The sequence below is a fragment of the Paludisphaera rhizosphaerae genome (assembly GCF_011065895.1).
Classification (GTDB): Bacteria; Planctomycetota; Planctomycetia; order Isosphaerales; family Isosphaeraceae; genus Paludisphaera; species Paludisphaera rhizosphaerae.
In genome coordinates this window covers 1-26478 of sequence record NZ_JAALCR010000017.1, presented here as the reverse complement: position 1 = coordinate 26478, position 26478 = coordinate 1, and the positions used below count along the sequence as shown (strand labels likewise).

Annotated in this window: 17 protein-coding genes; 8 read left to right on the top strand and 9 right to left on the bottom strand. The window is 67.7% G+C overall.

Features of this window, described 5'->3' with window-relative positions:
- Positions 1-70 precede the first annotated feature (70 nt).
- From G5C50_RS21000 to G5C50_RS20990, 3 genes are all read right to left on the bottom strand, one after another.
- Positions 71-2176, bottom strand: coding sequence for a G8 domain-containing protein (locus tag G5C50_RS21000; RefSeq protein WP_165072627.1), 2106 nt, complete (start codon positions 2174-2176; stop codon positions 71-73).
- Positions 2177-2344: 168 nt separating this feature from the next.
- A complete protein-coding gene (locus G5C50_RS20995; RefSeq protein ID WP_165072625.1) occupies positions 2345-2782 on the bottom strand; it encodes a hypothetical protein in 438 nt (145 codons plus the stop codon).
- The gene (locus G5C50_RS20990; protein WP_165072623.1) at positions 2779-3765 is read right to left on the bottom strand and encodes a DUF1559 family PulG-like putative transporter; all 987 of its coding nucleotides are present in this window, start codon (positions 3763-3765) and stop codon (positions 2779-2781) included. Before G5C50_RS20990 ends, G5C50_RS20995 begins: the two co-directional genes overlap by 4 nt.
- Before the next feature lie 770 nt (positions 3766-4535).
- Between G5C50_RS20990 and G5C50_RS20985 the strand changes: the two genes are divergently transcribed.
- Positions 4536-5366: an inositol monophosphatase family protein gene (locus G5C50_RS20985; protein ID WP_165072622.1), complete on the top strand. Its 831-nt coding sequence runs from the start codon at positions 4536-4538 to the stop codon at positions 5364-5366.
- Positions 5367-5379: 13 nt separating this feature from the next.
- Here the strand turns inward: G5C50_RS20985 and G5C50_RS20980 are convergent, their stop codons facing one another.
- Together G5C50_RS20980 and G5C50_RS20975 are read right to left on the bottom strand one after the other, a co-directional pair.
- Positions 5380-6222 carry an SIR2 family NAD-dependent protein deacylase gene (locus G5C50_RS20980; protein WP_165072620.1) on the bottom strand — a complete coding sequence of 281 codons (843 nt, stop codon included), beginning with the start codon at positions 6220-6222 and terminating at the stop codon, positions 5380-5382.
- On the bottom strand, positions 6219-7469 hold the full coding sequence (locus tag G5C50_RS20975) for an SGNH/GDSL hydrolase family protein (RefSeq protein ID WP_165072618.1): 1251 nt from the start codon (positions 7467-7469) through the stop codon (positions 6219-6221). The genes G5C50_RS20980 and G5C50_RS20975 overlap by 4 nt, the downstream gene beginning before the upstream one ends.
- Positions 7470-7588: 119 nt before the next feature.
- Here G5C50_RS20975 and G5C50_RS20970 point away from each other — a divergent pair, with 119 nt between their 5' ends.
- The 5 genes from G5C50_RS20970 (at position 7589) to G5C50_RS20950 (ending at position 17641) form a co-directional block, all read left to right on the top strand.
- Positions 7589-9838: a glycoside hydrolase family 32 protein gene (locus G5C50_RS20970; protein WP_165072616.1), complete on the top strand. Its 2250-nt coding sequence runs from the start codon at positions 7589-7591 to the stop codon at positions 9836-9838.
- 99 nt (positions 9839-9937) lie between these two features.
- Positions 9938-11209 (top strand): L-rhamnose isomerase, encoded by a 1272-nt coding sequence (locus G5C50_RS20965; protein WP_165072615.1) that lies wholly within the window; start codon positions 9938-9940, stop codon positions 11207-11209.
- A gap of 289 nt (positions 11210-11498) precedes the next feature.
- Positions 11499-12719 (top strand): L-rhamnose/proton symporter RhaT, encoded by a 1221-nt coding sequence (rhaT, locus tag G5C50_RS20960; RefSeq protein WP_165072613.1) that lies wholly within the window; start codon positions 11499-11501, stop codon positions 12717-12719.
- Between the two features lie 41 nt (positions 12720-12760).
- Positions 12761-16009: an alpha-L-rhamnosidase gene (locus G5C50_RS20955; protein WP_165072611.1), complete on the top strand. Its 3249-nt coding sequence runs from the start codon at positions 12761-12763 to the stop codon at positions 16007-16009.
- A 342-nt stretch (positions 16010-16351) separates the two neighbouring features.
- Positions 16352-17641 carry a 3-keto-disaccharide hydrolase gene (locus G5C50_RS20950; RefSeq protein ID WP_165072818.1) on the top strand — a complete coding sequence of 430 codons (1290 nt, stop codon included), beginning with the start codon at positions 16352-16354 and terminating at the stop codon, positions 17639-17641.
- A gap of 87 nt (positions 17642-17728) precedes the next feature.
- Here G5C50_RS20950 and G5C50_RS20945 read toward each other — a convergent pair whose 3' ends face one another.
- The 4 genes from G5C50_RS20945 to G5C50_RS20930 form a co-directional block, all read right to left on the bottom strand.
- A complete protein-coding gene (locus tag G5C50_RS20945; RefSeq protein ID WP_165072609.1) occupies positions 17729-21262 on the bottom strand; it encodes a HEAT repeat domain-containing protein in 3534 nt (1177 codons plus the stop codon).
- 152 nt (positions 21263-21414) lie between these two features.
- Positions 21415-23604 (bottom strand): PQQ-dependent sugar dehydrogenase, encoded by a 2190-nt coding sequence (locus G5C50_RS20940; protein ID WP_165072607.1) that lies wholly within the window; start codon positions 23602-23604, stop codon positions 21415-21417.
- A gap of 103 nt (positions 23605-23707) precedes the next feature.
- Positions 23708-24340 (bottom strand): Uma2 family endonuclease, encoded by a 633-nt coding sequence (locus G5C50_RS20935; RefSeq protein WP_165072605.1) that lies wholly within the window; start codon positions 24338-24340, stop codon positions 23708-23710.
- Positions 24341-24358: 18 nt separating this feature from the next.
- The gene (locus tag G5C50_RS20930; RefSeq protein ID WP_165072604.1) at positions 24359-24997 is read right to left on the bottom strand and encodes a Uma2 family endonuclease; all 639 of its coding nucleotides are present in this window, start codon (positions 24995-24997) and stop codon (positions 24359-24361) included.
- A gap of 255 nt (positions 24998-25252) precedes the next feature.
- On the opposite strand from G5C50_RS20930, the gene G5C50_RS20925 reads away from it, so the two are divergent.
- Entirely contained in the window at positions 25253-26149 is an 897-nt protein-coding gene (locus G5C50_RS20925; protein WP_165072602.1) for an aldo/keto reductase, read from the top strand.
- Between the two features lie 65 nt (positions 26150-26214).
- The coding region (locus tag G5C50_RS20920; protein ID WP_165072600.1) for a hypothetical protein at positions 26215-26478 on the top strand (264 nt) is incomplete at its 3' end.

Genomic DNA, 26478 nt, shown 5'->3' with positions numbered 1-26478 from the left:
GGATCGTCGGTGGTCCCTTCATCTTAAGAGACCGCCGAATCACCCGCACGCCCCGACCGGTCGACTCGACTCACATGCCCGACGCTTCGACCCGGACGACGTGGGGCCGGGGCTCGACGTGGCCGAGCACGTCCTCGGCGCCGGCGGCGACTTCAAGAGCCGCGCCGGAGGGGGCCTCCAGGACGGCTTCCCACTCGGCGAAGGCGCCGCGGGTGGAGGTCGCTTCGCGACCGTTGACCAGCACGCGCTTGACGTCGCTGGTATCGGCTACCGAGCCCCGAAGCCGCACGAGGTTCCCCTCGCGAACGGCCGAGGTGATGACGGTCGTCGGCGGCATGTCGTCCTTGAAGCTGGAGAGCCCGCGGAAGGCGCCGCGGTCGGCGTCGTCGCGGGAGGGGACGTAGCCCGAGCTGAGCGGGTTGTGGATGTCGTTGACGCGCATGTCCTTGGTGGTCATGCGACGGAATCCGGAGCCGTCCATGATCGACCGCCAGATGGCCACGTCGGCGCGGAAGACGTCCAGGCCGTCGATGAACACGCCGGTCGTTCCCAGGTGGGTCGCCCAGTTGGCCTCCCAGCACCGGAAGTTCCGGATCCAGAAGGGGTGGCCGGCCTCGGGCCGGGCGGCGGCGGCCTCGCTGGCCAGGCTCTCGTTCTGGCTGTAGAAGTCCAGCCCCTGCTCCGGCCGCGTCACGCCGCGGAGGTTCAGGCAGAAGAACTTCATCGTGTGGGCCTCATTGTCCTCGAACCGGACGAACGGCAAGGTGCGCACGTCCTTGGGCGCCGTCGAGCCGTCGGGCTGCCGGATCGACCGGACCGGGTCGTAGTCGGCCGTCTTCTTGACGTCGAACCGGTAGCCGTACTCCGCGCAGTCGGCGGCCACGTTGCGGGTGAAGCTGTTCTGGCTGTTGGCCCACCAGAAGCCGGCGCCTCGGTTGAGGTCGAAGGGAACCTCCTGCTCCTTCTGCGGCTTGCCCGGCAGCACGAGCGCCGCGAGGTTGTGGTCGAGGATGTTGTTGACCTCGGACCCGCTCTCCAAAAAGAAGCCGTGGCCGACGCTCTTGTAGCCGACCACGTCGCGAACCACCAGGTCGTCGGTGCCGTGGATCGTGATCCAGCGGTTCTTGCTGTCCCAGACCGAGGCCCCGATGACGGAGCTGCCGCGCATCGTTTCGCCGACGAGGTGGAAGTGGATGCTGTAGCGCCCCTTCTCGCCTTCCTTGCCGAGGTGGCGGAACTCGGCGTAGCTGATCGATCCGGCCGAGCCGCGATGGTACATCGTGTGGCCGCGGACGCCGTCCGGGTTGGCCGACTCGACGACCACGTTGCGCGTGAGGTTGGCGATCTCGCCGCGGAAGTTCCCCTCGGCGAAGTGGCCGAAGGCGAGCGGACGGTCGAACCGGATCGAGTAACCGCCGGTGAAATCCCTCGGCGAGAGGCCGACGATCCGGCGCTCCTCGGTCTGAGACCCGGCGAGGAAGTCGCCCCCGACGCCCCGACCGTCGCGCTGACGGTGGGTGCTGGTGACGATGACGTGGTCCCCCTGCTTCCAGCCGTTGGCGAACTCGTCGACGTAGACGTTGTTGGAGCCGGCGTCGGCCGTCTGCCGGAGCTTCAGCCAGGTCTGCTTGACGGGCTCGCCGTGAAACTCCATCCGACCGCCGCAGCAGACGATCGCCGGGCAGGAGGCCCGGTCCATCCCCTCGACGTAATGCAGGCGAATCACCGCCGAGAAGGGCGCGGGGACCGGCTGCCCCGGACGCCCGACCAGCAACGAGGGCCGCGCGGATTCGGGCATGTCCTTCATGTCTTTCATGGAGGTCATCGGCGCGTGGCAGTCGAAGCCCTCCTCCGAGGGCTCCTCATTGCTGATGATGGTGATGAGCCCCGCGTCGAGCCGGGTGCTGCGGTCGCGGGCGAACTCCAGCGTCCCGGCGATCTGCACCAGGCGGATGACGTCTTCCGAGGCCACGTCATAGGTGACGTGATGACCGCCCCGGACGACGACGCGGTCGCCGGCCTTCGGGACGCGGCCCAGATCCCAGGTCTCCTTCGCCGACCAGGCCCCCGACCTCGCGGAACGGACGACCGGAGGCTCGTCGGCGACGGCCGACGAAGCGGCGACGGCCGTCATGGCCAGGGCCAATAAACAACGGAAGGGCGAAGAGTTCAGCATGAAGTTCCTCTCGGGTGGTGTCTTGTCGAATTGACGAGGTAAGGCCTATATCCTCCCTTCTCCCATGAGGGGAGAAGGGCGGCTTGGCCGGGCCTCGCTAGAGGCCTTCGACGGAGCAGCAAACTGGCAAAACAATCGGATTGATCAGACAAACGGACAGGGGCGATCTCATCGTCTGACGGACGATCGCTTCCCGTGCGGGGGGCTCGTCAACTTGATGGGGGCCAGGGCGTTGTCGCCTTCCTCGACGGTCAGCGTCGCCACCGGGTTTTGAGGGTCGCGATGCTTGCCCCCAAACAGGTCCGGTCCTTCAAGAAGATCGCCGTCCTGGAGCTTCGCCCGGGGCCAGAAGACGGTCACGGCCGATTCCCCCGGCGCTTCCACGATCGCCTTGAACGAGCCGTCCTGGACGGTCCGGGAGGAGCCGACGTCCGGAGACGACGCCGGCTTTCCGGCCGGGTGGAAGACGACGTACACCCCTTCCGCCGGCTGATCGTCGACGAGGATCGACCCCGACACGATGCAGGGCGTCGGTCCGCCGCAGCCCATGGCCGCGGCCGGGATCAGAAGGGCGAGAACGCGGGCGAGCCGGGGCGCAGGCGTCATTGCGAGACGATCTCCCCGCCGCTCCGGCTGACCAGAGCCATCAGGTTGGCGACCGTCATGCTCGTGGAGAACATCCGGACGCTGCCGTCCCCCATGGCGACGTTCGCCCCGGCCGGGTGGAAGCCGAAGACCCCCTGCGAGTTGTTGCAGTTGATCGCGCAGGCCGTTCCGGCCGGGGTACTGGTATTGGTCGGCGGCGGCGAGTTGGAATACCCCTGAACCATGAACGCGCACCAGCCGAGCCAGGCGCCCCAGGCGCCGGGCTGGTCGAGCGTGAGGTCCGAATCCGGCATCGGCCAGCCCACGCCCTTGACGTAGTGCTTGTCGTAGCCCGCATGCTCCAGGAACATCGTGGTGTTCGAGAGCCCGTCGGTGACCATCGCCATGTTCGGCGCGGTCCCCTTGAAGATCGGGTCGGGCGCGGTCGTCGCGCTGGGGTCGAGCAGGGTCATGGTCGCCGCGCTGATGGCGTGGTTGACCCAGTAGTCGCAAACCCAGCCGGTCATGAAGTTGCCGTTGGCGTCGGTGATGTACGCCCCGTACGACTTCCCCGTCGAGCTGGACTTGCGCAGGCGGATGGTCTGCTGGTTGGGGTTCGACGGGCAGAGCAGGACCGACAGATTCGTGTTCGCCACCGTCTGATTCCCCGGGTCGGCGAACCCTCCCGAAAGCGAGACGTTGAACGCGTTGGTCAGAACGCCCTGCTCCAGGAACGGCAGGAGCGTCACCATGTGGCCGTACTGCGGGGAAGAGGAAGGCCTCGCCGTGGGGAAGCAGTTGTTGACGTCGTGGTAGTTGTGAGCCGCGAGAGCGATCTGCTTCAGATTGTTGACGCACTGAATCCTTCGCGCGGCCTCGCGGGCCGATTGAACCGCGGGGAGGAGCAGAGCGATCAGCACGGCGATGATCGCGATGACGACCAGCAGCTCGATCAGGGTGAAACCGCGAATCCAACGAGGGTCGTTGTTGTGGGGGAGACTCATGGTCGACAGGCGATCCTTCGTGGGGGTGTGGATCCAGGACGGAGGGGCCGATACTTCACACACATCGACGGCGGCCTAACGCAGAATGTGCGCCGACGGCCGCCGTGATCCGGAACACCCTGCCACTCAACGCGTTATGCGAACCAGCCGATGCCCAGCGGAAGACCCGGCGGCCGATTTTTGTCCATCGCAGGCGGTTTTCCCATCACCCCACGCCCGAACGCAACGCCTGGTGGGGACGGACGGAGAGGATCGTTCGCGAGCGACCGCCGGCGATCAGCCATTGGAACCAGGAAACGATCCATCAACGGCGTCCCCACGCCGAAGGCCGTCGACCCGCTGAATCTCCCCCGAGGCTCGACGCGACGGGCGAAGCGGATCGCCCCCCCCTCGGTTCGAGACGCCGAAACTCCCGCGAACCGCTGTCCGTTCGTCGGGCGGAAATCCGACGGAAGACAGTCGCCAATCCGTTTCGTGCGCCACTCTATAGACAGACGGCCGGCGGGAGCAGGCTTCGCAACATCACAGCCGATCTCCCAGAGACAACGACGAAACGCAGCGCGAAACGAGTCGAACGAACCCAGCCCGCGGACAGACCAGCCAAACACAAACCACGCCCCAATCACAAGATACGCCGTGACCACGCAACCCATTCAGCCGCGACCGAACCCAATCGAACCCACGGCGACCGCAGGCGGCCCGAGGGTGGTTCGGTCTATAATCGAGGGCGGTGTCGGGCAGGCGACGGATTCCGAGGAGGGTTGAGAATCGTGGACAGGTGGAAGGCGGAGCTTGAGACGGCGCTGGCGGCGGCGAAGGTCGGCGGCGGGATCGCGGCGGGATACTTCGAAGCCGGTCTGGCGGCCGACGTGAAGAACGCCGAAGGCGAGGGCTCGTTCAACATCGTGACGAAGGCCGACGTCGAGGCCGAACGCGCGATCGTCGACGTCATCAAGCGCGCGTTCCCCGGACACGCGATCTACGGCGAGGAGGGGCAGGGAGACGTCGAGGGTGCCGCCGCGGTTCTCTCCAGCGAGGACGTCTGGATTATCGACCCGGTCGACGGCACCAGCAACTTCTTCCACGGCGTCCCGCACTTCGGGATCTCGGTCGCCTACTACCACAAGGGGGAGGCGACCGTCGGCGTGGTCGGCTCTCCGCTGCACGACGACTGGTATTCGGCCGTCCGGGGCGGCGGCGCCTGGCGCAAGGGGAAGCGGGCGAAGGTCTCCCCCACCGCCCGGCTGGACGAGTCGCTCGTCGCCTTCGGCTACTTCTACGATCGCGGCGCCATGATGGAGGCCACTCTGGACGCCTGCCGCGAGATCCTCCACCGCAAGAGCCACGGTCTCCGTCGCCTCGGCGCGGCGACGCTCGACCTGGGGCTCGTCGGCACGGGGGCCTTCGGCGCGTTCTTCGAGTACGAGCTGGCGCCCTGGGACTTCGCCGCCGGCCGACTGTTCGTCGAGGAGGCGGGCGGCCGCGTCACCACCTGCCACGGCGACCCTCTCCCCCTGGCCAAAACCAGCGTCCTCGCCTCCAATGGCCTGCTCCACGACGAACTCGTGGAGATCATGAACGAGTCTTTCAAGAAACCATGACTTGCCTGGGCGATCACTCGTTGATGATTGCGTCGATCGCCGCCAGGGAATCAAGCGCCCCGGCGGCGATGGAGATCGTCCCGCGCGGCCCCGCGGGCTCGCGGACGTTGATCCGAACGAGCGGCACTCCGGCGTTCGCCAGGCGGTCGCCGAGCATGCGGATGGTGGGAACGGCGGTCCCCGCGCCGCATTCGACGACGACCAGCCGGCATTCGCCCAGCGACCGGATCCAGTCGCGATACCGGCGGGCCTGCGCCTCGCTCGCGGCGTCGTCCCAGCCGCCGTCGCCGAACATCAGGATGTTGGGCCGGGCCATGGCCCCACACTGGGTACACTGCGGCAGCCGGCCGACGGCTCGCATCGTCGCCGGGTCGATCTCCACCCCCTGCCCCTCGGCCGGGAAGATGCCGGCGCCGCATTCGACGGTGCATTGCAGATGGTGGATCGAACCGTGGACCTCGAGGATGCGGTCGGCGTCGAACCCCGCGCGCTGGAACTGGCCGTCCACGTTGGACGTATAAACGAACCAGCCCTTCGGCATCCGTTCGCCCCACCGCTTCAGGATCGCGAACCCTCCGTGCGGCAAGGTCTCGCGATAGAGCCCCAGCCGATGCCCGTAGAAACCCCAGGCCAGCGTCGGATCCTCGCGAAACCACCGCGGCGAGGCCAACTGGGCGAAGTCCAGCCCGAGCTTCGCGTAAGGAGGATAGGCCCGCCAGAACCCCTCGCGACCGCGAAAGTCCGGCAACCCGCTGTCCACCCCCATCCCCGCCCCCGCTGTGATCAGAAGGGCGTCGGCCGCGGCGAGGACCTCGGCAGCGAGGGCGATTTCGCGATCACATAAACCCTCGCTCATTTCGCCGGCTCCGCGCGTTCGACGACGAAGTGGAACGGCCTGGGTGAAACGAGGGTGTGCTGGATGTCTTCGATGCGGCGGTCGGCGTCGCGGGTTTGGGCCTGGAGGTCGGCGAGGACGGGGGAATCCGGCAGGTTGCGGGCCAGTTCGAGGAGGTACTGGGTGAGCTTCACGCGGGCCTGGGTGAGTTCGGCGAGCGACCAGGCGGCGGCCTCCCAGGGGCCGCCGGGCTCCCAGCCGTTGGCCGTGGCGGAGGCGATGTTCACGCCCTCGGCCAGCCGTTTCGCGGGCCACTTCCCCAGGCCTCGACCGTCGGCGGTGACGGTGTATTCGCCTTCGGGGAGGTTTCGAACCGTCAGCATATATCGATTCAAGCGGTCGCCCACCGGGATGAAGCGGTACTGCAACGCGCCGAAGAGGCCCAGGTTGAGCGGCAGGCCGGCGTCGAGACGGTCGAACTCCAGGCGTGTCGCGTTCCCCTTCAGATTGGAGACCTTGCAGCCGTCGGCCGTCGCGAGGGCCGGGCTGTTCGCGTCGACGGCGACTGAAGACACCTCGGCGGGGGCGTCGAGGCCGTCCAGGACCGCGAAGGCCATCGCCAACTGGCCGAGGTCGTTGAGGTGGACGCCGTCGGAAACGTGGAGCGAGTGCGGCTCCCTGGGCTTCTCCTTCGCGTTGGCCTCGACCATCCGGCGCTGGACGGCGCGCATGCCGCGCTGGATGTCGATGGAGTGCTCGCCCAGCGAACGGGCCAGGGCCATCCCTTCGTCGCACATGGTCTGGAGGTAACCGTGCTCAGCCTTGTCCGGATCCTCGGCGGTAGCGGCGGCGGAGCCGATGTAGACGCGGCAGCCCTGGGCCCTGGCCTTCTCAACGATCCCGCGGATTCCGTCAAGATACGCTTGCTTGTGGGCGTCGTCGGCCTTCGTCCCCCAGCCGATGTCGTTGACCCCGTAGGCGACGATCAGGACCGTCGGCTTGTACGCCAGAACGTCGCGATCCATACGCGCGAGCCCGCCGGCTGCCGTGTCGCCGCCCCAGGCCGCGTTGTGGAAGTGGACCCGGCGCTCGGGAAAGCGGAGCAGCGTGTAGTTCTCCACGATCCGCCCCCACGTCCGGGCGGCCGTGATGCTGTCGCCCAGAAGGACGACCGAGTCGCCGTCGCGGAGGGCGTAATCCCCGGCCTCGGCGACCGTCGGGGCGAGCATCAACAGGGAGGCCGTGAGGGCCCAGATTCTCGGTCGCATCGTCACGGCCTCCGTTCGAGATTCCATCGGTCGGGGCGGCCGACGGCTTCCCCGAGTCGGCTCGTCGGTCTATCCTCGGGGTCTGCGAGACGACTCGAAGCCTCCCCGGAGCCCGCCCCATGATCGCCGCGCTGACCCTGGCCGCCCTCGCGGCGCTGACAGCCCCTCCCACCCTGGATTCCACGCGACCGGACGTGGTGATCGCCGATTTCGAGGGCGACGACTACGGCGGCTGGAAGACGACCGGGACGGCCTTTGGCGAGGCTCCCGCACGCGGAACGCTCCCAGGCCAGATGCCCGTTGCAGGATACCTCGGCCGTGGCCTGGTGAACAGCTACCACGACGGCGACGGCTCCACCGGCGAGCTGACCAGCCCGCCGTTCCGCATCGATCGCGAGCACCTCAACTTCCTGATCGGCGGCGGCGGCTGGGAGAAGGAGACGTGCCTCGACCTCCTCGTCGACGGCAAGGTCGTCCACTCGGCGACGGGACCGAATCGCGAACCCGGAGGGTCGGAACGCCTGCGATGGGCCGCCTGGGACGTCCGCGACCTCCAAGGCAAGGAGGCCGTGTTGCGAGTCGTCGACCAGCGTAAGGGAGGGTGGGGTCACATCAACGTCGACCAGATCGTCCAGACCGACAGGCCCAAGATCCCGCAGGCCGCCTCGCGGACGATCGTTCTGCAGAATCGGTACCTGCACATCCCTGTAAAGACCGGCGCTCAGAAAGTTCGGGCCAAAATTGAGGGCGAGGGCGGCAAGATCCTCCACGAATTCGATGTCGAGCTGGCGCCCGGCGAGCCCGACTTCCTCGCCTTCGCCGATCTCGAATCCTTCAAGGGGAAGAGCGTCACGTTCCGCGTTGACGAGGTCGACGATCCGAAGGCCCTGGAGCAGATCGTCCAGGCGGACCACGTCCCGAACGCCGCCGGCCTCTACAAGGAGCCGCACCGGCCGCAGTTCCATTTCACCTCGCGGCGGGGGTGGCTGAACGACCCGAACGGGCTCGTCTGGCACGATGGCGAATATCACCTGTTCTACCAACACAACCCCTATGGCTGGGGTTGGGGCAACATGCACTGGGGGCACGCGGTCAGCCCGGACCTCGTCCACTGGACGGAGCTTCCCATCGCCCTCTATCCCCACAAGTATGGCGACTGGGCCTTCTCCGGCAGCGCGGTGACCGACCATGGCAACACCAGCGGCTTCGGCAAGGACGGCAAGAACCCGCTCGTGGCCGCCTACACCAGCACCGGCCGAGGCGAGTGCATCGTCTTCAGCAACGACCGCGGCCGGACCTGGACCGAGTTCGAGGGGAACCCCGTCGTCAAGCACGACGGCCGCGACCCCCGGCTCTTGTGGTACGCCCCGGGCAAGCACTGGGTCATGGCCGTCTACGACGAGGACGAGAAGGTCAAGCCGGTGCGCCGAAGCATCGACTTCTACACCTCGACCGACCTCAAGGCGTGGACCTTCGCCAGCCGGCTCGACGGCTTCTACGAGTGCCCCGACCTCTTCGAACTCCCCGTCGACGGCGACCCGAACAAGAAGCTCTGGGTGGTCTACGCCGCCGACGGTCAGTACAAGCTCGGCGCATTCGACGGCAAGACGTTCACGCCCACATCGGGACCGGACAAGCACACGCTCTGGCACGGAAACTTCTACGCCGCCCAGACGTTCAGCGACGAACCGAAGGGCCGTCGGATTCAGATCGGGTGGGCTCGCGACGTGAAATTCCCCGGCTCGGCCTTCAATCAGCAGATGAACCTGCCGGTCGAGCTGACCCTGCGGACGACGACGGACGGTCCGCGGATGTTCGCCGAACCCGTCGCCGAGTTGGACGCCCTGCAGCAGGATGTCAAGGATTTCAGCCATTGGAAGAATGTGACTCCCGACAAGCTCCCCCCCAAGAATCTGCAGCCGGAGTTCTCTCTCCCCCTGAATCTGCAGGTGCCGATCTATGCCAAATCGATGCAGGACATGCAGCGACAGATGCGCGACCGTGAACGGAAACTGAAGTCCTATGACGCATGCGTCATCGATCTGGCCTTCCGGCCCATCGGGGCGATGTCACTCAATCTGAAGCTGCGTGGGACCACCCTGGTGTACGACGTCGCCCGCCAGGATCTCTCCTGCAAGCAGGTGCGAGCATTCGTCCCGCAGGTCGATGGGCTCGTGCGGTTGAAGGTTTACGTAGACGCGGGGTCGATCGAGGTTTTCGCGAACCGCGGCCAGGCCGCCCTCTCCATCGCCTCGCTCCCGGACGCTGGGAACCATTCTTTCGAGGTTGCGACTGTGGGTGGGGCGGTCGATTTGGAACAACTGAAGCTTTACTCGTTGCAGTCGTCGTGGCCTGATGGAGGTCGCTGAGGCGGCTTCGCCAGGCCCTGGAAGCGGCCCCGCGGTCGTGCGAAAATCGGGGCCCGGGGCGAATCCGTCGCCCTCGATATTGCTGGAAGGAAGACGAGCATGCCCTCTCCCAACAAGAACGTGGACCAGGCTTTCGCCCTGGCGAAGGAGCGCTACGCCGCGATCGGCGTGGACGTGGACAAGGCGCTGGAGAAACTCTCCGCCATCCCGATCTCGCTGCACTGCTGGCAGGGAGACGACGTCGGCGGGTTCGAGAACGCTGGCGAAGGTCTGGGCGCCGGCCTGGCCGTCACGGGGAACTACCCGGGCAAGGCCCGCACCGCCGACGAGTTGCGGAAGGACCTGGACGAGGCCCTCTCGCTGATCCCCGGCACGCACCGGCTGAACCTGCACGCCAGCTACGCGGAGACCGGCGGCAAGAAGGTCGACCGCGACGCCCTGGAGCCGGCCCACTTCAAGAACTGGATCGACTGGGCCAAGGCCAAGAAGATGGGGATGGACTTCAACCCCACTTATTTCTCGCATCCCAAGGCGGCCGACGGCTGGACGCTCGCCCACCCGGACAAGGGGATCCGCCAGTTCTGGATCGACCACGGCATCGCCTGCCGGAAGATCGGCGCGGCGATAGGCGAGGCGCTGGGGACGACCTGCGTCACCAACGTCTGGATCCCGGACGGCATGAAGGACCAGACGGTCGACCGCAAAGGCCCGCGCGAGAGGCTCATGCAGTCGCTCGACGCGATGTTCGAGAAGCCCATCGACCCCCGGCTGAACCTGGACGCCGTCGAGGGCAAGCTGTTCGGCATCGGCTCGGAGACGTACGTGGTCGGCATGCACGAGTTCTATCTCGGTTATGCGATCACGCGGAAGAAGGTCTACACGATCGACTCCGGCCACTTCCACCCCACCGAGGTCGTCGCCGACAAGCTCTCGCAGGCCCTGGCGTACGTCGACCGCGTCCTGATGCACGTCAGCCGAGGCGTCCGCTGGGACAGCGACCACGTCGTTTTGCTGACCGACGACATCGAGCTGATCGCCCAGGAACTCGTTCGCGGCGGCTACCTGGACCGCGTCCACATCGGGCTGGACTTCTTCGACGCCAGCATCAACCGCGTGGCCGCCTGGGTCGTCGGCACGCGTTCCATGATCAAGGCGCTCCTGCTCGCCCTGCTAGAGCCGATCGACGAGCTTCGCAAGCTGGAGGCCGAGGGGGACTACACCTCGCGCATGGCCCTGCTCGAAGAATCGAAGACGCTCCCCTTCGGCGCCGTCTGGGACCACTACCTCCAGTCCAAGAACATCCCCATCGGCCGGGGTTGGCTCGATCAGGTCAAGAAGTATGAGGCCGAGGTTTTGAGCAAGCGCGGTTGAGCATGACCTCCGATTCGGACCGTAACGGCCTTCCCCCCTCGCGGGGGAAGGTGGCCCGAAGGGCCGGATGAGGGGGGATTGGCTCCGCGTTCAGGTCGGCCGATCGGATGCGTATGCGACGCCGGTCGTCCCCCTCGTCTGACGCTTTCGGCGTCTGTCTTCCCCCGCGAGGGGGGAAGACCGTTTTCGACCCCTCGCTTGATCCGAATCGCGACGCCCCTCATCCGGGTTTTCTTTTCGTCAAACGCCTCTCCCATCCGACACCCCGCAGAGACAGCCTCGACCTCCCATGAACTCCACACCGAATCCGTTCCTCGGCGTCGTCTTCCACTGGCTGGGCGGGCTGGCCTCGGGCAGCTTCTACGTGCCATACCGGTTCGTCCGGAAATGGTCGTGGGAGACCTACTGGCTGGTCGGCGGCGTCTTCTCGTGGATCATCGCCCCGTGGGCGCTCGGCCTGGCGCTGAGCAAGGACCTGCCGGCGATCCTCAGCGAGACGCCGGTCGGCACGCTTGGCATCGTCTACCTGTTCGGCGTCCTCTGGGGGCTGGGGGGGCTTACGTTCGGCCTGACCATGCGCTACCTGGGGATGTCGCTGGGGATGGCCGTGGCGCTCGGCTATACGGCCGCCTTCGGCACGATGGTCCCGCCCATCGTCAAGGGCGAGCTGATGACGAAGATCGTGCCAACATTGTCAGGCCAGGTGGTCCTCTTCGGCGTGCTCGTCTGCCTGGCGGGGATCGCCGTCGCCGGGCTCGCGGGGATGTCGAAGGAGCGCGAGATGTCCGAGGAGGCCAAGCGAGCCTCCATCCAGGAGTTCGACTTCAAGAAGGGGATCCTGGTCGCCACCTTCTCGGGCGTGATGAGCGCCTGCTTCGCCTTCGGGCTGGACGCCAGCGGGCCGATCAAGGAGCTGGCCGCGCAGCACGGCACCACCGAACTCTGGCGCGGATTGCCGTCATTGGTGGTCATCCTGGCCGGCGGGTTCACCACCAACTTCCTCTGGTGCGCCTTCCTGCACTGGAAGAACGGCTCGGCCTACCAGTACCTCAGCCCGACCACCCGGCCGGGCGTGCTCCCCACCGACCGCGAGGACGTTCTGGAGACCACCACCGACGCCCCCGGCGAGGAGGCGGCTCGTCAGGCCGAAGGACTGGGAGGGTCGAACGGCTCCGGCGACCGCGTGCCGCTCCTGGCCAACTACTTCTTCAGCGCCCTGGCGGGGGTGACCTGGTACTTCCAGTTCTTCTTCTACCAGATGGGCGAGAGCCAGATGGGCCGGTTCGGCTTCTCAAGCTGGACCCTCCACATGGCCAGCATCATGATCTTCAGCACCCTCTGGGGCATCTTCCTCAAGGAATGGACGGGGACCAGCGCGCGGACCAAGCGGCTCGTCGGGCTGACCCTGGCCGTCCTGATCGCCTCCACGGTCATCATCGGCTACGGCAACTCGCTCGCCCCGGCCGCGGCCCCCGCCGAGTCCACCGCGCCGGTCGAAGCCCAGCACTGAGCCGACTCGTCCACGCAGACGTTTGGAAAGGGAATCGAATCATGTTGAAGCGAAGGCTCGTTCACGCATTCTTGCTGGCCGCGGCGGCCGGCGCGTCGTCGACGAGGGCGCAGAACGTCCCCGCGCAGGTCGACGTCCTGGGCGCCTCGCCGGCCTATCTCCGCGTCGAGGCCAAGGTCGACCCGCTGGGCGTCGACTCCAGAAACCCCCGGCTGAGCTGGATGGTCGCCTCCTCGCGCCGGGGCGAGGTCCAGTCGGCCTACCAGATCATCGTCTCCACGACCGAGGCCAAGCTCGCCGCCGACGAGGGAGACCTCTGGGATTCGGGCAAGATCGCCTCCGACGAGACGACGGGCGTCGCCTACGCCGGCGCCCCGCTCAAGAGCGGCCAGCGATGCCTGTGGAAGGTCCGCCTGTGGGACGGTGCGGGCGTCGCCTCGCCGTGGAGCGCCCCAGCATTCTGGACGGTCGGCCTGATCGAGCCCGGCGACTGGAAGGCCCAGTGGATCGGCTACGACAAGGCCCGCGACGACTCGGCCGCGTCCGTTCCGGCCGACTTCGGCGCCGGCAAGTGGATCTGGCACGCCGACGACAAGGGGAACGACAAGCCCAAGGCCCACCGCCTGTTCGTGACCGAGCTGGAGATCCCCGCCGACTCCCCCATTGAGGAGGCGACGCTCCTGACCGTCGCCGACGACTCGCACCGCTACACGGTCAACGGCCAGCTCATCGCGGCCGGCACGAGCCACAAGGTCCCGCTTCAGGTCGACGCCCTCCGCGCGGTGAAGCCGGGCCAGAACTCGATCCGCGTCGAGGTTGAGAACGGCGCTCCCAGCCCCGCCGGCCTGCTCGCCCGACTGGTCGTGAAGCTGAAGGACGGCCGGGTCGTCGAGAAGGTCACCGACGGCTCGTGGAAGACCATCGCCGACCCCGGCGCGAACTGGCACAACCGTGAGATCGACCTTGCCGGTCTCCCCGCCGCCGAGGTGGTCGCCAACTACGGCGACGGCCCCTGGGGCAAGCTCAGCGTCACCCGTCTGGTCCTCCCCAAGCCGGTCCACCTCCGCACCGACTTCGCCGTTGAGAAGCCCATCGCTCGGGCCACTCTTTACACCACGGCCCTGGGCATCCACGACGTCTACGTCAACGGCGCCCGCGCCTTTGAAGACCTCTTCAATCCCGGCTGGACCGACTACACCAAGCGCGTCCTCTACCGGACGTACGATGTGACCCCGCTGGTCCGCCCCGGCTCCAACGCCCTGGGGGCGGTCGTCGCCGACGGCTGGTACAGCGGCTACGTCGGCTTCGGCAAGAACCGCGACCACTACGGCAAGAAGACACGGATCAAGACCCAACTCGTCGTCGACTACGCCGACGGCTCGCAGGCCGTCGTCGCCACCGGCCCGGACTGGAAGGCCTCCGTCGGCCCCACCCTCGAGGCCGACTTCCTGATGGGCGAGACCTATGACGCCCGCCTGGAGAAGCCGGGCTGGAGCCAGGCCGGCTTCGACGCCTCCACCTGGGCGGCCGTCGACGTCGGCGCCGAGATGGACCCGAAGGTCGAGGCCCACTCCGGCCCGGCCGTGACGGCCTTCCGCGAGCTGCGGGCGAAGACCTACAACGAGGTCAAGCCGGGCGTCTACGTCATCGACTACGGCCAGAACTTCGCCGGGATCCCCCGCATCCGCCTCCGCGGCGAACCCGGCCAGACGATCACGCTGCGGTTCGCCGAGCGGCTCAACCCGGACGGCACCGTCTACGTCACCAACCTCCGCGAGGCCCGCTGCGTCGACACCTACGTCTGCAAGGGGACCGGCGAGGAGGAAATCTGGAGCCCCCGGTTCACCTTCCACGGCTACCAGTACGTGGAGGTCTCCGGCCTGAAGTCGCCGCCGACCTCCGAGTCGGTTGTCGGCCTGGCGATCTCCAGCGCCACGCCCGTCGTGGGCCGGTTCCAGTGCTCCGACCCGATGCTGAACCAGCTTCATAACAACATCTACTGGACCCAGCGCGCCAACTTCATCGACATCCCCACCGACTGCCCCCAGCGCGACGAGCGCCTGGGCTGGACGGGAGACGCGCAGGTCTACATCAAGACGGCCACGCTGAACACCGACGTCGAGTCGTTCTTCGACAAGTGGCTCGTCGACCTGGTCGACGGCCAGCGCGCCGACGGCCAGTTCCCGATGGTCGCTCCGGTGAAGGTCGCCGGCGACGACGGCGGCCCCGCCTGGGCGGAAGCCGGCGTGGTCTGCCCGTGGACCGTCTATCAGGTCTACAACGACAAGCGGACGCTGGAACGCCAGTACCCGTCGATGGTCAAGTACGTCGACTTCCTGATCCATCGCAGCACGCCCGACCTGCTGCCGCCGGCCAAGTACCACTGCTTCGGCGACTGGCTGAGCATCGGCGCCGACACACCCAAGGACGTGATCTACACGGCCTATTTCGCCCTGGCCGCCCGACTCACGGCCCAGGCGGCCGAGGTCCTCGGCAAGCCCGAGGAAGCTCGGAAGTACGCCGGCGTTTATGAACAGATCAAGGTTTCCTTCAACAAGGCGTACGTGGCCGACGACGGCAAGATCAAGGGGGACACCCAGGCCTGCTACGTGCTGGCCCTCGCCAACGACCTCGTCGACGGCGAGAAGGCCAAGCAGGCGGCCGAGCTGCTGGTGAAGCGGATCGAGGACAAGAACTGGCACCTCTCCACCGGCTTCATCGGCACCAAGGACCTGATGCTGGTCCTCTCCAAGATCGGCCGGACCGACGTGGCCTACCGACTGCTGTTCAACGACACGTTCCCCTCGTGGGGCTTCTCCATCAAGCACGGCGCCACCAGCATCTGGGAGCGCTGGGACGGTTGGACCCCGGACAAGGGCTTCCAGGACCCGGGGATGAACTCGTTCGCCCACTACTCCTTCGGCGCGGTCTACGGCTGGATGGTTGAGAACATCGGCGGCATCAAGCCGACCGAGGTCGCCTACAAGAAGATCCTGATCGCCCCCAAGCTGACCGACCGGCTGACCTTCGCGACGACCCAGTACCGGAGCATCCGGGGCGACGTCACGGTCGCCTGGGCGCGGAACGCCGGGGCCGTCACCGTCGATGTCACCGTCCCGGCCAACACCACGGCGAAGGTCGTCCTCCCCGTCGCCGATCCCGCCGCCGTCACCGAGAGCGGCGTGGCGCTGGCCCAGGCGCAGGGCGTCAAGTCGACGGCCGTCGAAAACGGCCAGGCCGTCGCCGAAATCGGCTCCGGCCGCTACGTCTTCACCTTCGCCGCGCCTTGATCGGCGAAGGGGCTGGCCTGCGGCGGACGTCTCGGGCAGAATAAGTGTCGCCCGAGACCTGGACCATGACAGCCTTCCCCCCTCGCGGGGGAAGGCGGCCTGATGAGCCGGATGAGGGGGACCCCGACGTCCCCCGACGGTCGCGTCCCCCCTCATCCGCCGCTGCGCGGCACCTTCTCCCACCAGGGGAGAAGGGACGATGGCGGCGGCCTGCTAGGGGGCGAAGCAGCATCGCCTCCGTCCCTTGAATCCTCCCCGCAAAGTCCCTCCACCCTTCCCGACGCCGCCACCAATAAGGAATCCCACGTGATCCCCAAGAAGCCCCACCTGACGCTCGCCCTGATGACGTTCGCGGCGGCCTTCACCGGCCGTCCCGCCGCCGCCGAGGAACCCGGCCTTCAGGCGATCTTCAACGGCAAGGACCTCTCCGGCTGGCACGGCGAGTCCACGATCGACCCGCGCAAGTTCAAGGCGATGTCTCCCGAGGCGCAGAAGGCGAAGCTCGACAAGGACGCCGCCGACGCCGCCCAGCACTGGAAGGCGGCCGACGGCGAAATCATCAACGACGGCCACGGCGTCTTCATGTCGACCGACAAGGACTACGGCGACGTCGAGCTGTTCGTCGACTTCAAGATCGGGCCGATGGGCGACAGCGGCATCTACCTTCGCGGCACGCCCCAGATCCAGATCTGGGACTTCCGCCCGGAAGCCGGCAAGCACAGCCTGGGCTCCGACAAGGGGTCGGGCGGCCTCTGGAACAACACGGCCGGCAAGCCGGGCAAGGATCCGCTGGTCTTCGCCGACAACCCGATTGGTGAGTGGAACACGCTTCGGGTCCTCCAGATCGGCGCTCGCACGAACGTCTGGCTCAACGGCAAGCTCGTCGTCGAAGACGCGATCATGGAGAACTACTGGGACAAGGATCGTAAGATCCCGCTCGCCAAGGTCGGCCCCATCCAGCTTCAGACCCACGGCAGCGAGACCCGCTTCCGCAACATCAAGCTCCGCGAGATCCCCGTCGAAGAGGCCAACGCCTACCTCGCCAAGCGCGACCTGACCCCCGGCGGCTTCGCCCAGATCTTCAACGGCAAGAACCTGGACGGCTGGAAGGGCGCCGTTGACAACTACGAGGTGGCCGACGGGGCCATCCGCTGCAAGCCCAAGCACGGCGGGAACCTCTACTACGACAAGGAGTACGGCGACTTCACCGCCCTCCTCGAATTCCGCCTCCCCCCCGCAGGCAACAACGGCCTGGCCATCCGCTACGCCGGCGACGGCGACGCCGCCTACAAGGGGATGACCGAACTCCAGGTCCTCGACGACGGCCACGAGAAGTACGCCAAGCTCGACCCGCGTCAGGCCCACGGCTCGGCCTACGGCATGGTCCCCGCCCACCGTGGGTACCTCCGCCCGGTCGGCGAGTGGAACTATGAGAAGGTCGTCGTAAAGGGCCCCAAGATCCAGGTGGAGCTGAACGGCACGCCGATCCTCGACGCCGACCTGAGCACCGTCAAGGAGTTCATGGCCAACTCCCCCCACCCCGGCAAGGACCGCACGAAGGGCTTCTTCGGCTTCGCCGGCCACAACGACCCCGTCGAGTTCCGCGACGTCTACATCAAGCCGATCGACTGACCGCCCCTGGCGATCCGCCGAGTCTGGAACGCAAAAAGGCCGCGCGAAACTCGCGCGGCCTTTTCCATGCGCCGGCCTGCGACTGAGTTACTTCCGCTCGTCGATGCCGCGGAGCGCGTCCTCGGCAAGGTGGGCGAGAGCGCCGGACTCCTTCTGGGACGTCATCTCGTGGAGCGCTCCGAGGGCTTCCGGACCGCCGACCCGTTCCAGCAGGCGACAAAGCTCCAGGCGCTCCTTGGAGTCGCTCGACTCCTGGAAGGCCTTCAGCACGACCGGGCCGGCGACGGGGCCGATCTTCTCCAGCGTCCGGATGCAGTGCCCGCGATCGTCGCCCATCCGGCCGACGACCAGCTCGGCGACGGCGGGCGTTGGAGTCTCCTCGGCGAGGGCCTGGACGGCGTCGCGCCACGGTCGGAAGGCCGGGTTGGCGGCGGCCTCCCGCAGGGCGTCGAGCGCCTCAGCCCCGCCCTGGGATCGGAGAGCGCGGAGCGCGTCTCCCTGGGTCCATTCTTCGGAATCGAGCAACAGCGGCTTGAGCGCCGCGACGACCTGGGCGCGCCGGGCGTCGTCGAGGTGGACTTCGGTCAGTCGGCGCAGAGGGTCCCGGCGTTGGTTCGGGTCGGAGGCCTTCAGACGGCCGATCAGATCGTTCAACTCCTTCGGCGAGAGGTTGCGGCGTTCGACGTCGCGGATCGCACCGTTGGCGGCCATGACGAGGAAGGCCTTGTCCTTCTCCGCGGCCGCCGCGCGAAGCAGCGGGAGGACGGAGGGATCGGCGACGCGGCCGAGCGCTTGCAGAGCCTCGCGGCGGACGTCCGTGTCGCCTTTCGGGTCGGCCAGTCGGATCAGGACGGGCAAGGCCGGCGGCCCGATCTCCTGGAGGACGCGGAAAACCAGGCCGCGGTCGTCCTTCACTCGCGAGGCGACCGCCTCGACCGCCTCGGTCTGGGCCTTCGGGCCGAGCGACCCCAGGATCTCGATCGCCTCACGCCACCCCTGAAACTTCGGGTTCTTGAGCTTCTCAAAGAGGGGCTTCGCGGCGGCGGGGTCGGACCAATTCCGCAGCGCCTTGACGATCGCGCCTCGGGCGAAGACGTCGGGGTCGTCCACGTTCTCCGCGAGGGTCTGCGCGACTGTCGCGCGTCGGTCCGCGATCGGGGCGACGGCGGCGAGTCGGTCGGCGGCTTCTCGGCGGCGGCGGACCTCGCCCGAGTTCAGGTCGGCGAGGGTCGCCGCGACGTCGGCCTCGGTCATCCGACGACGCTCGATCGCGCGGGCGGCTGACTCGGCCGCTCGGCCCATTTCCTCGCCGGAAGCGGCCTGGGCCAGCCGGCGGAGGACCGACTCCGAGCGAGAGGTGCCGACGTCCTTGAGGATCCGGCAAGCCTCGGATCGGGTCTCCATCGGTTCCGAGCCGTCGACCAATCCGAGCAGGGCCGGCTCGGCGGCCGAGCCCCAGGCGCGAAGCGTCCGCGCGGCCCGGCCGCGGTCGTCCCCCTTGAGCTTCGACGCCACCGCGGCCGCGCTCTTGTCGTCGGGCGTGAGCCGGGCGAGGGCCTCAAACACCTCGTCGCGGGCGCCGAAGCGGTCGTCGTCCAGGCGGGCGAGCAGCCAGGAAGGGGCGGCGGGCCCTCCCCAGACGCCCAGAGCCTGGACGGCCGCGGCTCGGATCGAGCCGTCGCCGTCGTTCAGCAAGCCCTTCAGCGCCTGGGCGACGGCGTCGCGGCGAGTCTCGACCGGGGTTCCGTCGCGGAGGAAGTTGGCCGCCTCGCGACGCTTCCCGGCGTCCGACGACTTCAGCCCGGCGAGCGCCTGCTTCACGTCGTCGGCGTCGATCGGCGTCATCGCGGTGGGCGGCACGGCCGGGAACCGCATCGCCAGGTCGCGCTCCGCCCCTTCGAGGCGGCGGCACTCCACGCGGACCGGGATCCGCAGCGTCTCGTTCTCGGTGTTCTGGACGATCTGGCCGTGGAACTCCAAACCCGCGGGAACCCCTTCATTGACGTCAAAGGTGAACGTCCCCTCGCCAGAAACCTCCAGCATCGGGCCGGCGCCGACGATGTCGTCGGTCCGCAGATTGTAAGTCTTGGCGATGGTCGCTCGACCGTCGGCCAGGGACTTGCGAGTGAACTCGGAGGTCTCCCGGCCGGGGTGGGCTTCAACCTGCACCTGCGCCGGTGCGGGGCGGACGCTAATCCCCGGCCGCGTGCGGATCCCCGGGCGAATCCCCGGCCGCAGACGCGATCGCATCCGGCTTTCGAGCAGGCTGGGGCGCTCGAAGCGGAACGGCGAGGCCGACGAACCGGGAGTGGTCCGCGAGATGTTGAGGCTGATTGGGTGCTCGTCGTCCCAACGATCCTCGGAGCCTTCGGGGAGTGGTTCGATCGCCAGCAGCGCGAGGTCGCCGAGGAGCGGGAGGGGGATCGCGCCCTGGAATTCGGTCGTCACGTTCCCCTGTTCGTCGAGGATCATCTCGACCCTGGAAGGCGCCGCGGGAGACTGGACCTGGGACTTCGCGCCAAGCCCGGGATTCTTGGGACGCCGGCGCGTCACGAGCCAGCCGCTGTGGGCCAGTTTCACTCCGTCGGCCTCCGCGTCTCGGGCGCGGTAGATGCTGCTCCCCTGGAGGACGACGACTTCCTTGCCGGCCTCGTAGGTGGCGGTCACGGAGTAGACGTAGGTCTGGCCGGGCTTCCAGGCGTAACGGAGCCCCGCGGAGCCGACGGACTCGGCAGAGTCGGGGGCGGGGCCGCCGGGAGTGGTTGCCTGGGTGATCACCGTGCGCAGGTCGTCGGCCGGGACGCAGAACGCGGTCCCCTCCAGCAGGTTCGACTTCAGGGTCGCCACGCCGACCACCTTGCCCGCGCCGTCGACGACCGGACCTCCCGAGTTGCCGGGGTTGATCGCGATCGACATCTGGTAATAGTCGCGGCCTTCGATGGCGGCCTTCGTGCTCATGACCCCCCGACTGACGGCGTTCTCCAGCACCATGTCCTTGCCGAAGCCCGGGTTGCCGATCACCAGGACGTCGGCCCCCTTCTGGAACTTGTAGGCGTCGGCGATCTCCAGCGGCGGGAGGTCGGCCGCCACCTTCAGGATGGCCAGGTCCCGACCCCGCCGGCGGAAGACCACCTCGGCCGGGAAAGGTCCCTTCTTGCCGTCGGGCGCGGAAGGAAACCGGACCTCCAGGTCCTTGGAATTCGCCCCCTCGATCACGTGGGCGTTGGTCGCAAGCAGCCCCGGCGCGACCATGAACCCCGTCCCCGTCTTCCCCTTGCCCCTGACCACCGCCACCGAGGGCTCCACCCGAGCGACGATCTCCGCCGAAGTCAGCGGTGCAGCCGGCGTCGAAGTCGACGCGGGCGCGGGTGTCGGCGAGGTCGACGGCGCGTCAGCGGTCGGAGCGGAAACGGGCGTCGCCTTCGCAGCAGCGGCCGAAGCGGCCACGGCCCGGAGCGACTCCGCCAGTTTGGCCGATGGGAATCCCGAGGGCGGTTCGATGGGCGGCTCGCCCGATTCCCCACACCCGGCGAGCATCGCCGCCAGCAGCAGGGGCAGCGCGAGTCGCCCGGCTCGACCCGGGCGCGCTGACGCGATTCGAACGGATGACGAACATCCCATCGGCAGGGGCCTCCATCGTTCCGGACCCAGCCTCGAAGCCGGGCCCCACGTCTCAGGTCGAAATGATTAAAATACAATAATCATGCGGCATTCGAATCGCAATGATGCGAGTGCGGGGCGATGAGCGATTTCATCATCTCGAACCGAAGTGGTCAGTGCGGCGCGGCCGCGGGGACGACCGGGCGATCGATGATCCCGACGTCAATGTACTGGCCGCCGCCGTTCTGACGGCAGTGGACGGCCAGGGTGTTCCGACCCGTTCGGAGGGCGGCGCGGGCTTCGGCGGCGATGGGGACTTCCTCGTACTCCCGGATGAAGCCTGGGAGGCGGACGGCGAGGACGCCGTTGAGGTAGATCTCCGCATCCTCATCGTGATGGACGAGCAGGGCGAGACGGGCGACGTCCCCCGGGGGGAGATCGAAGGCCCGGCGGAGCCAGACGTCGGACGACCGCCATTCGGTCCGGACGTTCGCCCCGGGCGTGCCGCGAGTGCCGAAGCCGCCGGGACGCTCGGTCCACGAGGCGTCGTCGAAGTCCTCGGCGATCCATCCTTCGGCCGGCCTTTGCTCGGTCCGGCGCCAGGTCGCAGGGTCGCGGCGTGAGGTGGCGACGACCTCGCGCGCCGGCAGCGCGGGGGTCAGGTCGGCGGAGGCCGCGTCGATCCGGTAGATCAGCCCTTGGTCCAGGCCGACGACGTACAATTCGCCTTCGGAGTCGGTCCCGAACGAGGCGATACGGTCGGGCGCGCGGCCGATCTCGAGGATCGCCGTGGGCGTCCGATCGCGCTGGTCGAGCGCCCAGACGCGGCGCGTTTCGAAGTCGCCGAACACGTACTTACCGGCGATGGTGGGATTCTTCGCCCCCCGGTAGACGAAACCTCCGGTGACGGAGGGGCCCAGTCGATGATGGTAGGCGAAGACGGGCGGGACGTATCGGGCGTTGGGTCTGGCGAAGCGGTCAGAGAATGGGCGGACGCCTTCGAAGACGTTCCAGCCGTGGTTCTCCCCGGCGCGGGGCATGGTGACCTCCTCGAACAGCCCCTGCCCCACGTCGCCGACCCACAAATCGCCGGTCCTGGCGTCGAAGCTGAACCGCCAGGGCTCGCGGAAGCCGTAGGCCCAGATCTCGGGCCGAACGTCGGGGCGGCCGACGAAGGGGTTGTCGGCGGGGATCGCGTAGGGTCGGTCGCCTTCGGCGCGGTCCACATCGATGCGGAGCATTTTGCCCAGCAGGGTCGAGAGGTTCTGGCCACGGCCCTGGGCGTCGTTCTGGGGCCCGGTGTCGCCCATGCCGAGGTAGAGGAAACCGTCAGGCCCGAAGGCGAGGTGGCCGCCATTGTGGATGTCGCTGAAGACGGGGATGTGCAGAATCTGTTTCGAGGGCTCGCCCGAATCGCGGCGGCCGTCGGGGGCGGCCTTGCGCTCGACCACGCGCACGGCCAGGCGGCCGGCGGATCGCGGGGTGTGGAGCTTGAGGAAGTACCGGCGGTTGCGAGCGAAGTCCGGATGGAAGGCGACGCTCGAAAGGCCCGTCAACTCGCCGGGCGTGGTGTCGTCGCCGACGTCGACAAACAGGGAGCGGCGGCGGAAGTCGTCCTCCAGCAGCCAGAGCCGCCCGCGCTGCATCTCGATGACGATCGCCGCGCCGGGAAGGCCCGGGACGGGGCCGAACCAGACGGGGCGTTGGAAGCGTTCGGCCGGGGCGATGATGGGCCGGAAGGCGACGGGGACGGTCGCGCGAGGGACGTCGCGAACGTCGACGGCCTCTCGGAGCGAGCCCGTGCCCGAGGGGCCGAGAGTCGCGAGGTAGGCCAGCAGGTCGGCCGATTCGCCCGGCGAGAGCGCCTGGAGCAGGCCGGTCGGCATCATCGAAACCCGGCTGGCGGCCTGCTCCTCGATGTCCGTCCGCGCCACTCGGACGGTCTCTTCGGCTGAGACGACGACCTCCAGATCGGCGTCCCCCAGCGGTCGGACGAGCCCCTGAAGCACCCGGCCCGACTTCAGCCCGACGACCGTCGCGACGTAGTCCGGGCTGATCTTGGCCGAGGGGTCGAGGATGGCGTCGAGCAGTTCGCCGCGGTCGTTCGCCGTCGTGAGCCCCGCGAGGTCGGGCCCAATGGCTGGCCCCTTGCCGGCGACGGAGTGACAGCCGGCGCACCGCGTCTTCGCCACGTTCTCGAAGAGCCCCCTGCCTCGCCCCGCATCCCCCTGCGCCGCCAGAACTTCGCGGCGGTATTCGGCCGTCGTCGGTTGCGGGCCCTGGGCTCGCACTGCTCCGACCGCCGCCGCCAGCGCCGCGAGGCCGCTCCACGCCACTCGGGACGCCGATCGATCGGAGAACATGCTGCAGGGCCTCGCGAGTCGCTTGGGAATTCCGACACCAGGATGAAAATACGATAATTTCAGGTGCGCGAATCCACAAGAACGGCCGAGGCGGCAAACAGCGTCAATCGAACAGGACGCCCTTGAGATCCATGACGAGCCCGGGCAGAACCTCCTCGCCGGAGAGCGATTCGGGCCTGGTCAAGATCTCGACGTCGCGGCCGGGGCGGTAGATCTCGACAGTTTGAGTGGTGGGGTCGATCAGCCAGCCGAGTCGGACGCCCTGGGCGATGTAATGGGCCGTCTTGGCCTGGAGTTGCTTGATCGAGTCGCTGGGGGAACGCAGCTCGGCGACGAAGTCCGGGACGATGTGCGGAAAGCGGTCCTGGTCCTCGACAGGCACGCGATCCCAGCGCTCGCGCTGGGTCCAGGCCGCGTCCGGGGCGAGGATCGAGCCGTCGGGGAAGGTGAAGCCGGTCGACGAATCGAAGGCCGCTCCAAGATCGGCGGTGTGGTTCCAATTGGCGATCTGACGGCCGAGTTCCATGTTTCGCCGACCGCTCCGACCCGATGCAGGCGACATGACGGCTAAACCCCCATCGGCCTCGCGTTCCAGCCGCATGTCTCGGTTCGCCGCGCAGAGAGCGGCGAAGGCGTCGGCGTCGACCTTCAAGCGGACTTCGGACGGCAAAAGGATCGTCGTCCCGACGTCCTTGGCGACGTCGGCCTTCGCTTGTTCCAGCAGGGTCGCGCCCATTGCTCGCTCCTCTGTCATTCAATCGACGTCGTAGAGGATTTCGGCGAGGTCGATGACGAGTCCGGCCATGACGTCCTCGCCGCTGAGGCTCTTCGGCTTCGCCAGCCTCTCCACATCGCGGCCCGGCCTGTAGATTTCGACGGTCTGTGCATCGGGGTCGATAAGCCAACCGAGACGAACCCCCTGGGCGATGTATTCGGCCATCTTGGCCTGGATCTCGGCCCGGGAGTCGATCGGGGAGAGGACCTCGGCGACGAAGTCGGGAACGATCGGAGTGAACCGGCGACGTTCCGCCCGCGGAACTCCTTGCCAGCGCTGGCGGGCGGTCCAGGAGACGTCGGGGGCGCGGACGGCGCCGTTGGGGAGTGTGAAACCGCCGGACGAGTCGAAGACCTTGCCGAACCGGCCGGCATGGTTCCAGTTCGCGATCTGACGTCCAAGTTCCATGTTGCGATCGCTGGAATCCAATCCCGCCGGTGTCATGACGACGAGTCCTCCATCCGGGTCGAGTTCCAGCCGAAGATCGCCGTTGGAGGCGCAGAGGGCGGCGAAGGCGTCGGCGTCGACCTTCAGGAGGACGTCGGCCGGAACGGCGATCGTTGTCGCGACCTGCGTCTCGACGCCGGACTTCTCGCGTTCCAGGACCGTGGTGTTCATCGTTTCGCCCTTCTCGGCGGGTTCGAGCCGATCCTGTCCGCCGCGAACGTCGAACGGAGAACGTTCGCGGAGACAGGTGGTTTCGGGACAGGATCTTGGGCGTTGGCGGCGGATCGTTTCGCCATTGTTGAACTTCCACATAGTAGCATCGGCGGGACCGGGATAAAATCGGAGGACGCGCCGGCGGGAGGACTCCGCCGCTACTCGGCCCCGATCGATCCGAACCGACCCTCAACCGCAGGGGAGACTCGAACCATGACGCCGCTGAACCGCCGCGACTTCCTCGCCACGTCCGCGACCGCCGCGGCCCTCGCCACGGCCGGCGCTGGGACATCCCGGGCCGCCTTCGCGAAGAACGCTTTGCCCGCGAGCCCGCAGGCCCGCGTCGTGCTGGGCAAGACGGGGATCGAGACCTCGCTGATCGGCATGGGGAGCGGCACGGTCGGCGGCGGCCAGTCGAGCAACCAGACCAAGCTGGGGGTCAAGGGCTTCACCAAGGTCGTCCGCCACTGCCTGGACCAGGGGATCACCCTGTTCGACGTCGCCGACCAGTACGGCTCGCACGTCTACCTGCGCGAGGCCCTCAAGGGCGTTCCCCGCGACAAGTACCAGATCCAGACCAAGACCCACGCCACCAACGCCGTCACCGCCCGCGACCACATCGAGCGCTACAAGCTTGAGTTGGGCGTGGACTATATCGACGTCCTGCTGCTCCACTGCATGACCAAGACCGGCTGGCAGCACGACCACACCGGCGCGATGGAAGAGTTGATGCGGGCCAAGGAAGACGGCCGGATCCGCGCCCACGGCACGAGCTGCCACGGCATGGACCCGCTCCGCACCTCCGCCAAAGAGCCGTTCGTCGAGGTCGACCTCGCCCGGATCAACCCCGAAGGGCTGATCATGGACGACAAGAAGCCTGACGAGGTCGCCTCGGTCCTGGAAGAGATGCACAACGCCGGCAAGGGGATCGTCGGCATGAAGATCCTCGGCGAAGGCCGAATCACCCAACCCGAGAAGATCGACGCCTCCCTCAAGTTCGTCCTCGGCCTGGGCACCGTCGACGCCTTCATCATCGGCTTCCAGTCGACCGACCAGGTCGACGACATCCTCAAGCGGACCGAGAAGGCCATCGGCGCACTGAAGGCCTGAGCCCAGCCGACGACCGCGGCGGTCGAGCCTCCTCGACCGCCGCGCGGTATGGAGAAACGACGTTCATGAGAACGGAAGAAGTCCGAGAGGTTCTGAAGTCCGAACCCTTCACGCCTTTCCAGCTTCGCCTGGTGGATGGATCGACGGTTCGGATCGACTACCCCGAGTTCGCCCTTTTGCCGCCTGGCCGGCGGGCGATCGCCATCTTTCCCAGGGATGAAGGCTCCGGCGGCCTCCGCTACTTCGACGTCGGCCTGATCATCGGCCTTGAGCTGGACGAACCTCGGCCGTCGGGAAAGCCTAAGGAAGGCGACGAAAACGGAGTCGAC

Bases quoted from the DNA above. Each gene is read 5' to 3' on its own strand.
- G5C50_RS20980 (WP_165072620.1), bottom strand. From the start codon at position 6,222: ATGAGCGAGGGTTTATGTGATCGCGAAATCGCCCTCGCTGCCGAGGTC.
- G5C50_RS20955 (WP_165072611.1), top strand. From the start codon at position 12,761: ATGTTGAAGCGAAGGCTCGTTCACGCATTCTTGCTGGCCGCGGCGGCC.
- rhaT (WP_165072613.1), top strand. From the start codon at position 11,499: ATGAACTCCACACCGAATCCGTTCCTCGGCGTCGTCTTCCACTGGCTG.
- G5C50_RS20995 (WP_165072625.1), bottom strand. From the start codon at position 2,782: ATGACGCCTGCGCCCCGGCTCGCCCGCGTTCTCGCCCTTCTGATCCCG.
- G5C50_RS20935 (WP_165072605.1), bottom strand. From the start codon at position 24,340: ATGGGCGCGACCCTGCTGGAACAAGCGAAGGCCGACGTCGCCAAGGAC.
- G5C50_RS20950 (WP_165072818.1), top strand. From the start codon at position 16,352: ATGACGTTCGCGGCGGCCTTCACCGGCCGTCCCGCCGCCGCCGAGGAA.
- G5C50_RS20945 (WP_165072609.1), bottom strand. From the start codon at position 21,262: ATGGGATGTTCGTCATCCGTTCGAATCGCGTCAGCGCGCCCGGGTCGA.
- G5C50_RS20970 (WP_165072616.1), top strand. From the start codon at position 7,589: ATGATCGCCGCGCTGACCCTGGCCGCCCTCGCGGCGCTGACAGCCCCT.
- G5C50_RS20990 (WP_165072623.1), bottom strand. From the start codon at position 3,765: ATGAGTCTCCCCCACAACAACGACCCTCGTTGGATTCGCGGTTTCACC.
- G5C50_RS20930 (WP_165072604.1), bottom strand. From the start codon at position 24,997: ATGAACACCACGGTCCTGGAACGCGAGAAGTCCGGCGTCGAGACGCAG.
- G5C50_RS20965 (WP_165072615.1), top strand. From the start codon at position 9,938: ATGCCCTCTCCCAACAAGAACGTGGACCAGGCTTTCGCCCTGGCGAAG.
- G5C50_RS20925 (WP_165072602.1), top strand. From the start codon at position 25,253: ATGACGCCGCTGAACCGCCGCGACTTCCTCGCCACGTCCGCGACCGCC.
- G5C50_RS20975 (WP_165072618.1), bottom strand. From the start codon at position 7,469: ATGCGACCGAGAATCTGGGCCCTCACGGCCTCCCTGTTGATGCTCGCC.
- G5C50_RS21000 (WP_165072627.1), bottom strand. From the start codon at position 2,176: ATGCTGAACTCTTCGCCCTTCCGTTGTTTATTGGCCCTGGCCATGACG.
- G5C50_RS20940 (WP_165072607.1), bottom strand. From the start codon at position 23,604: ATGTTCTCCGATCGATCGGCGTCCCGAGTGGCGTGGAGCGGCCTCGCG.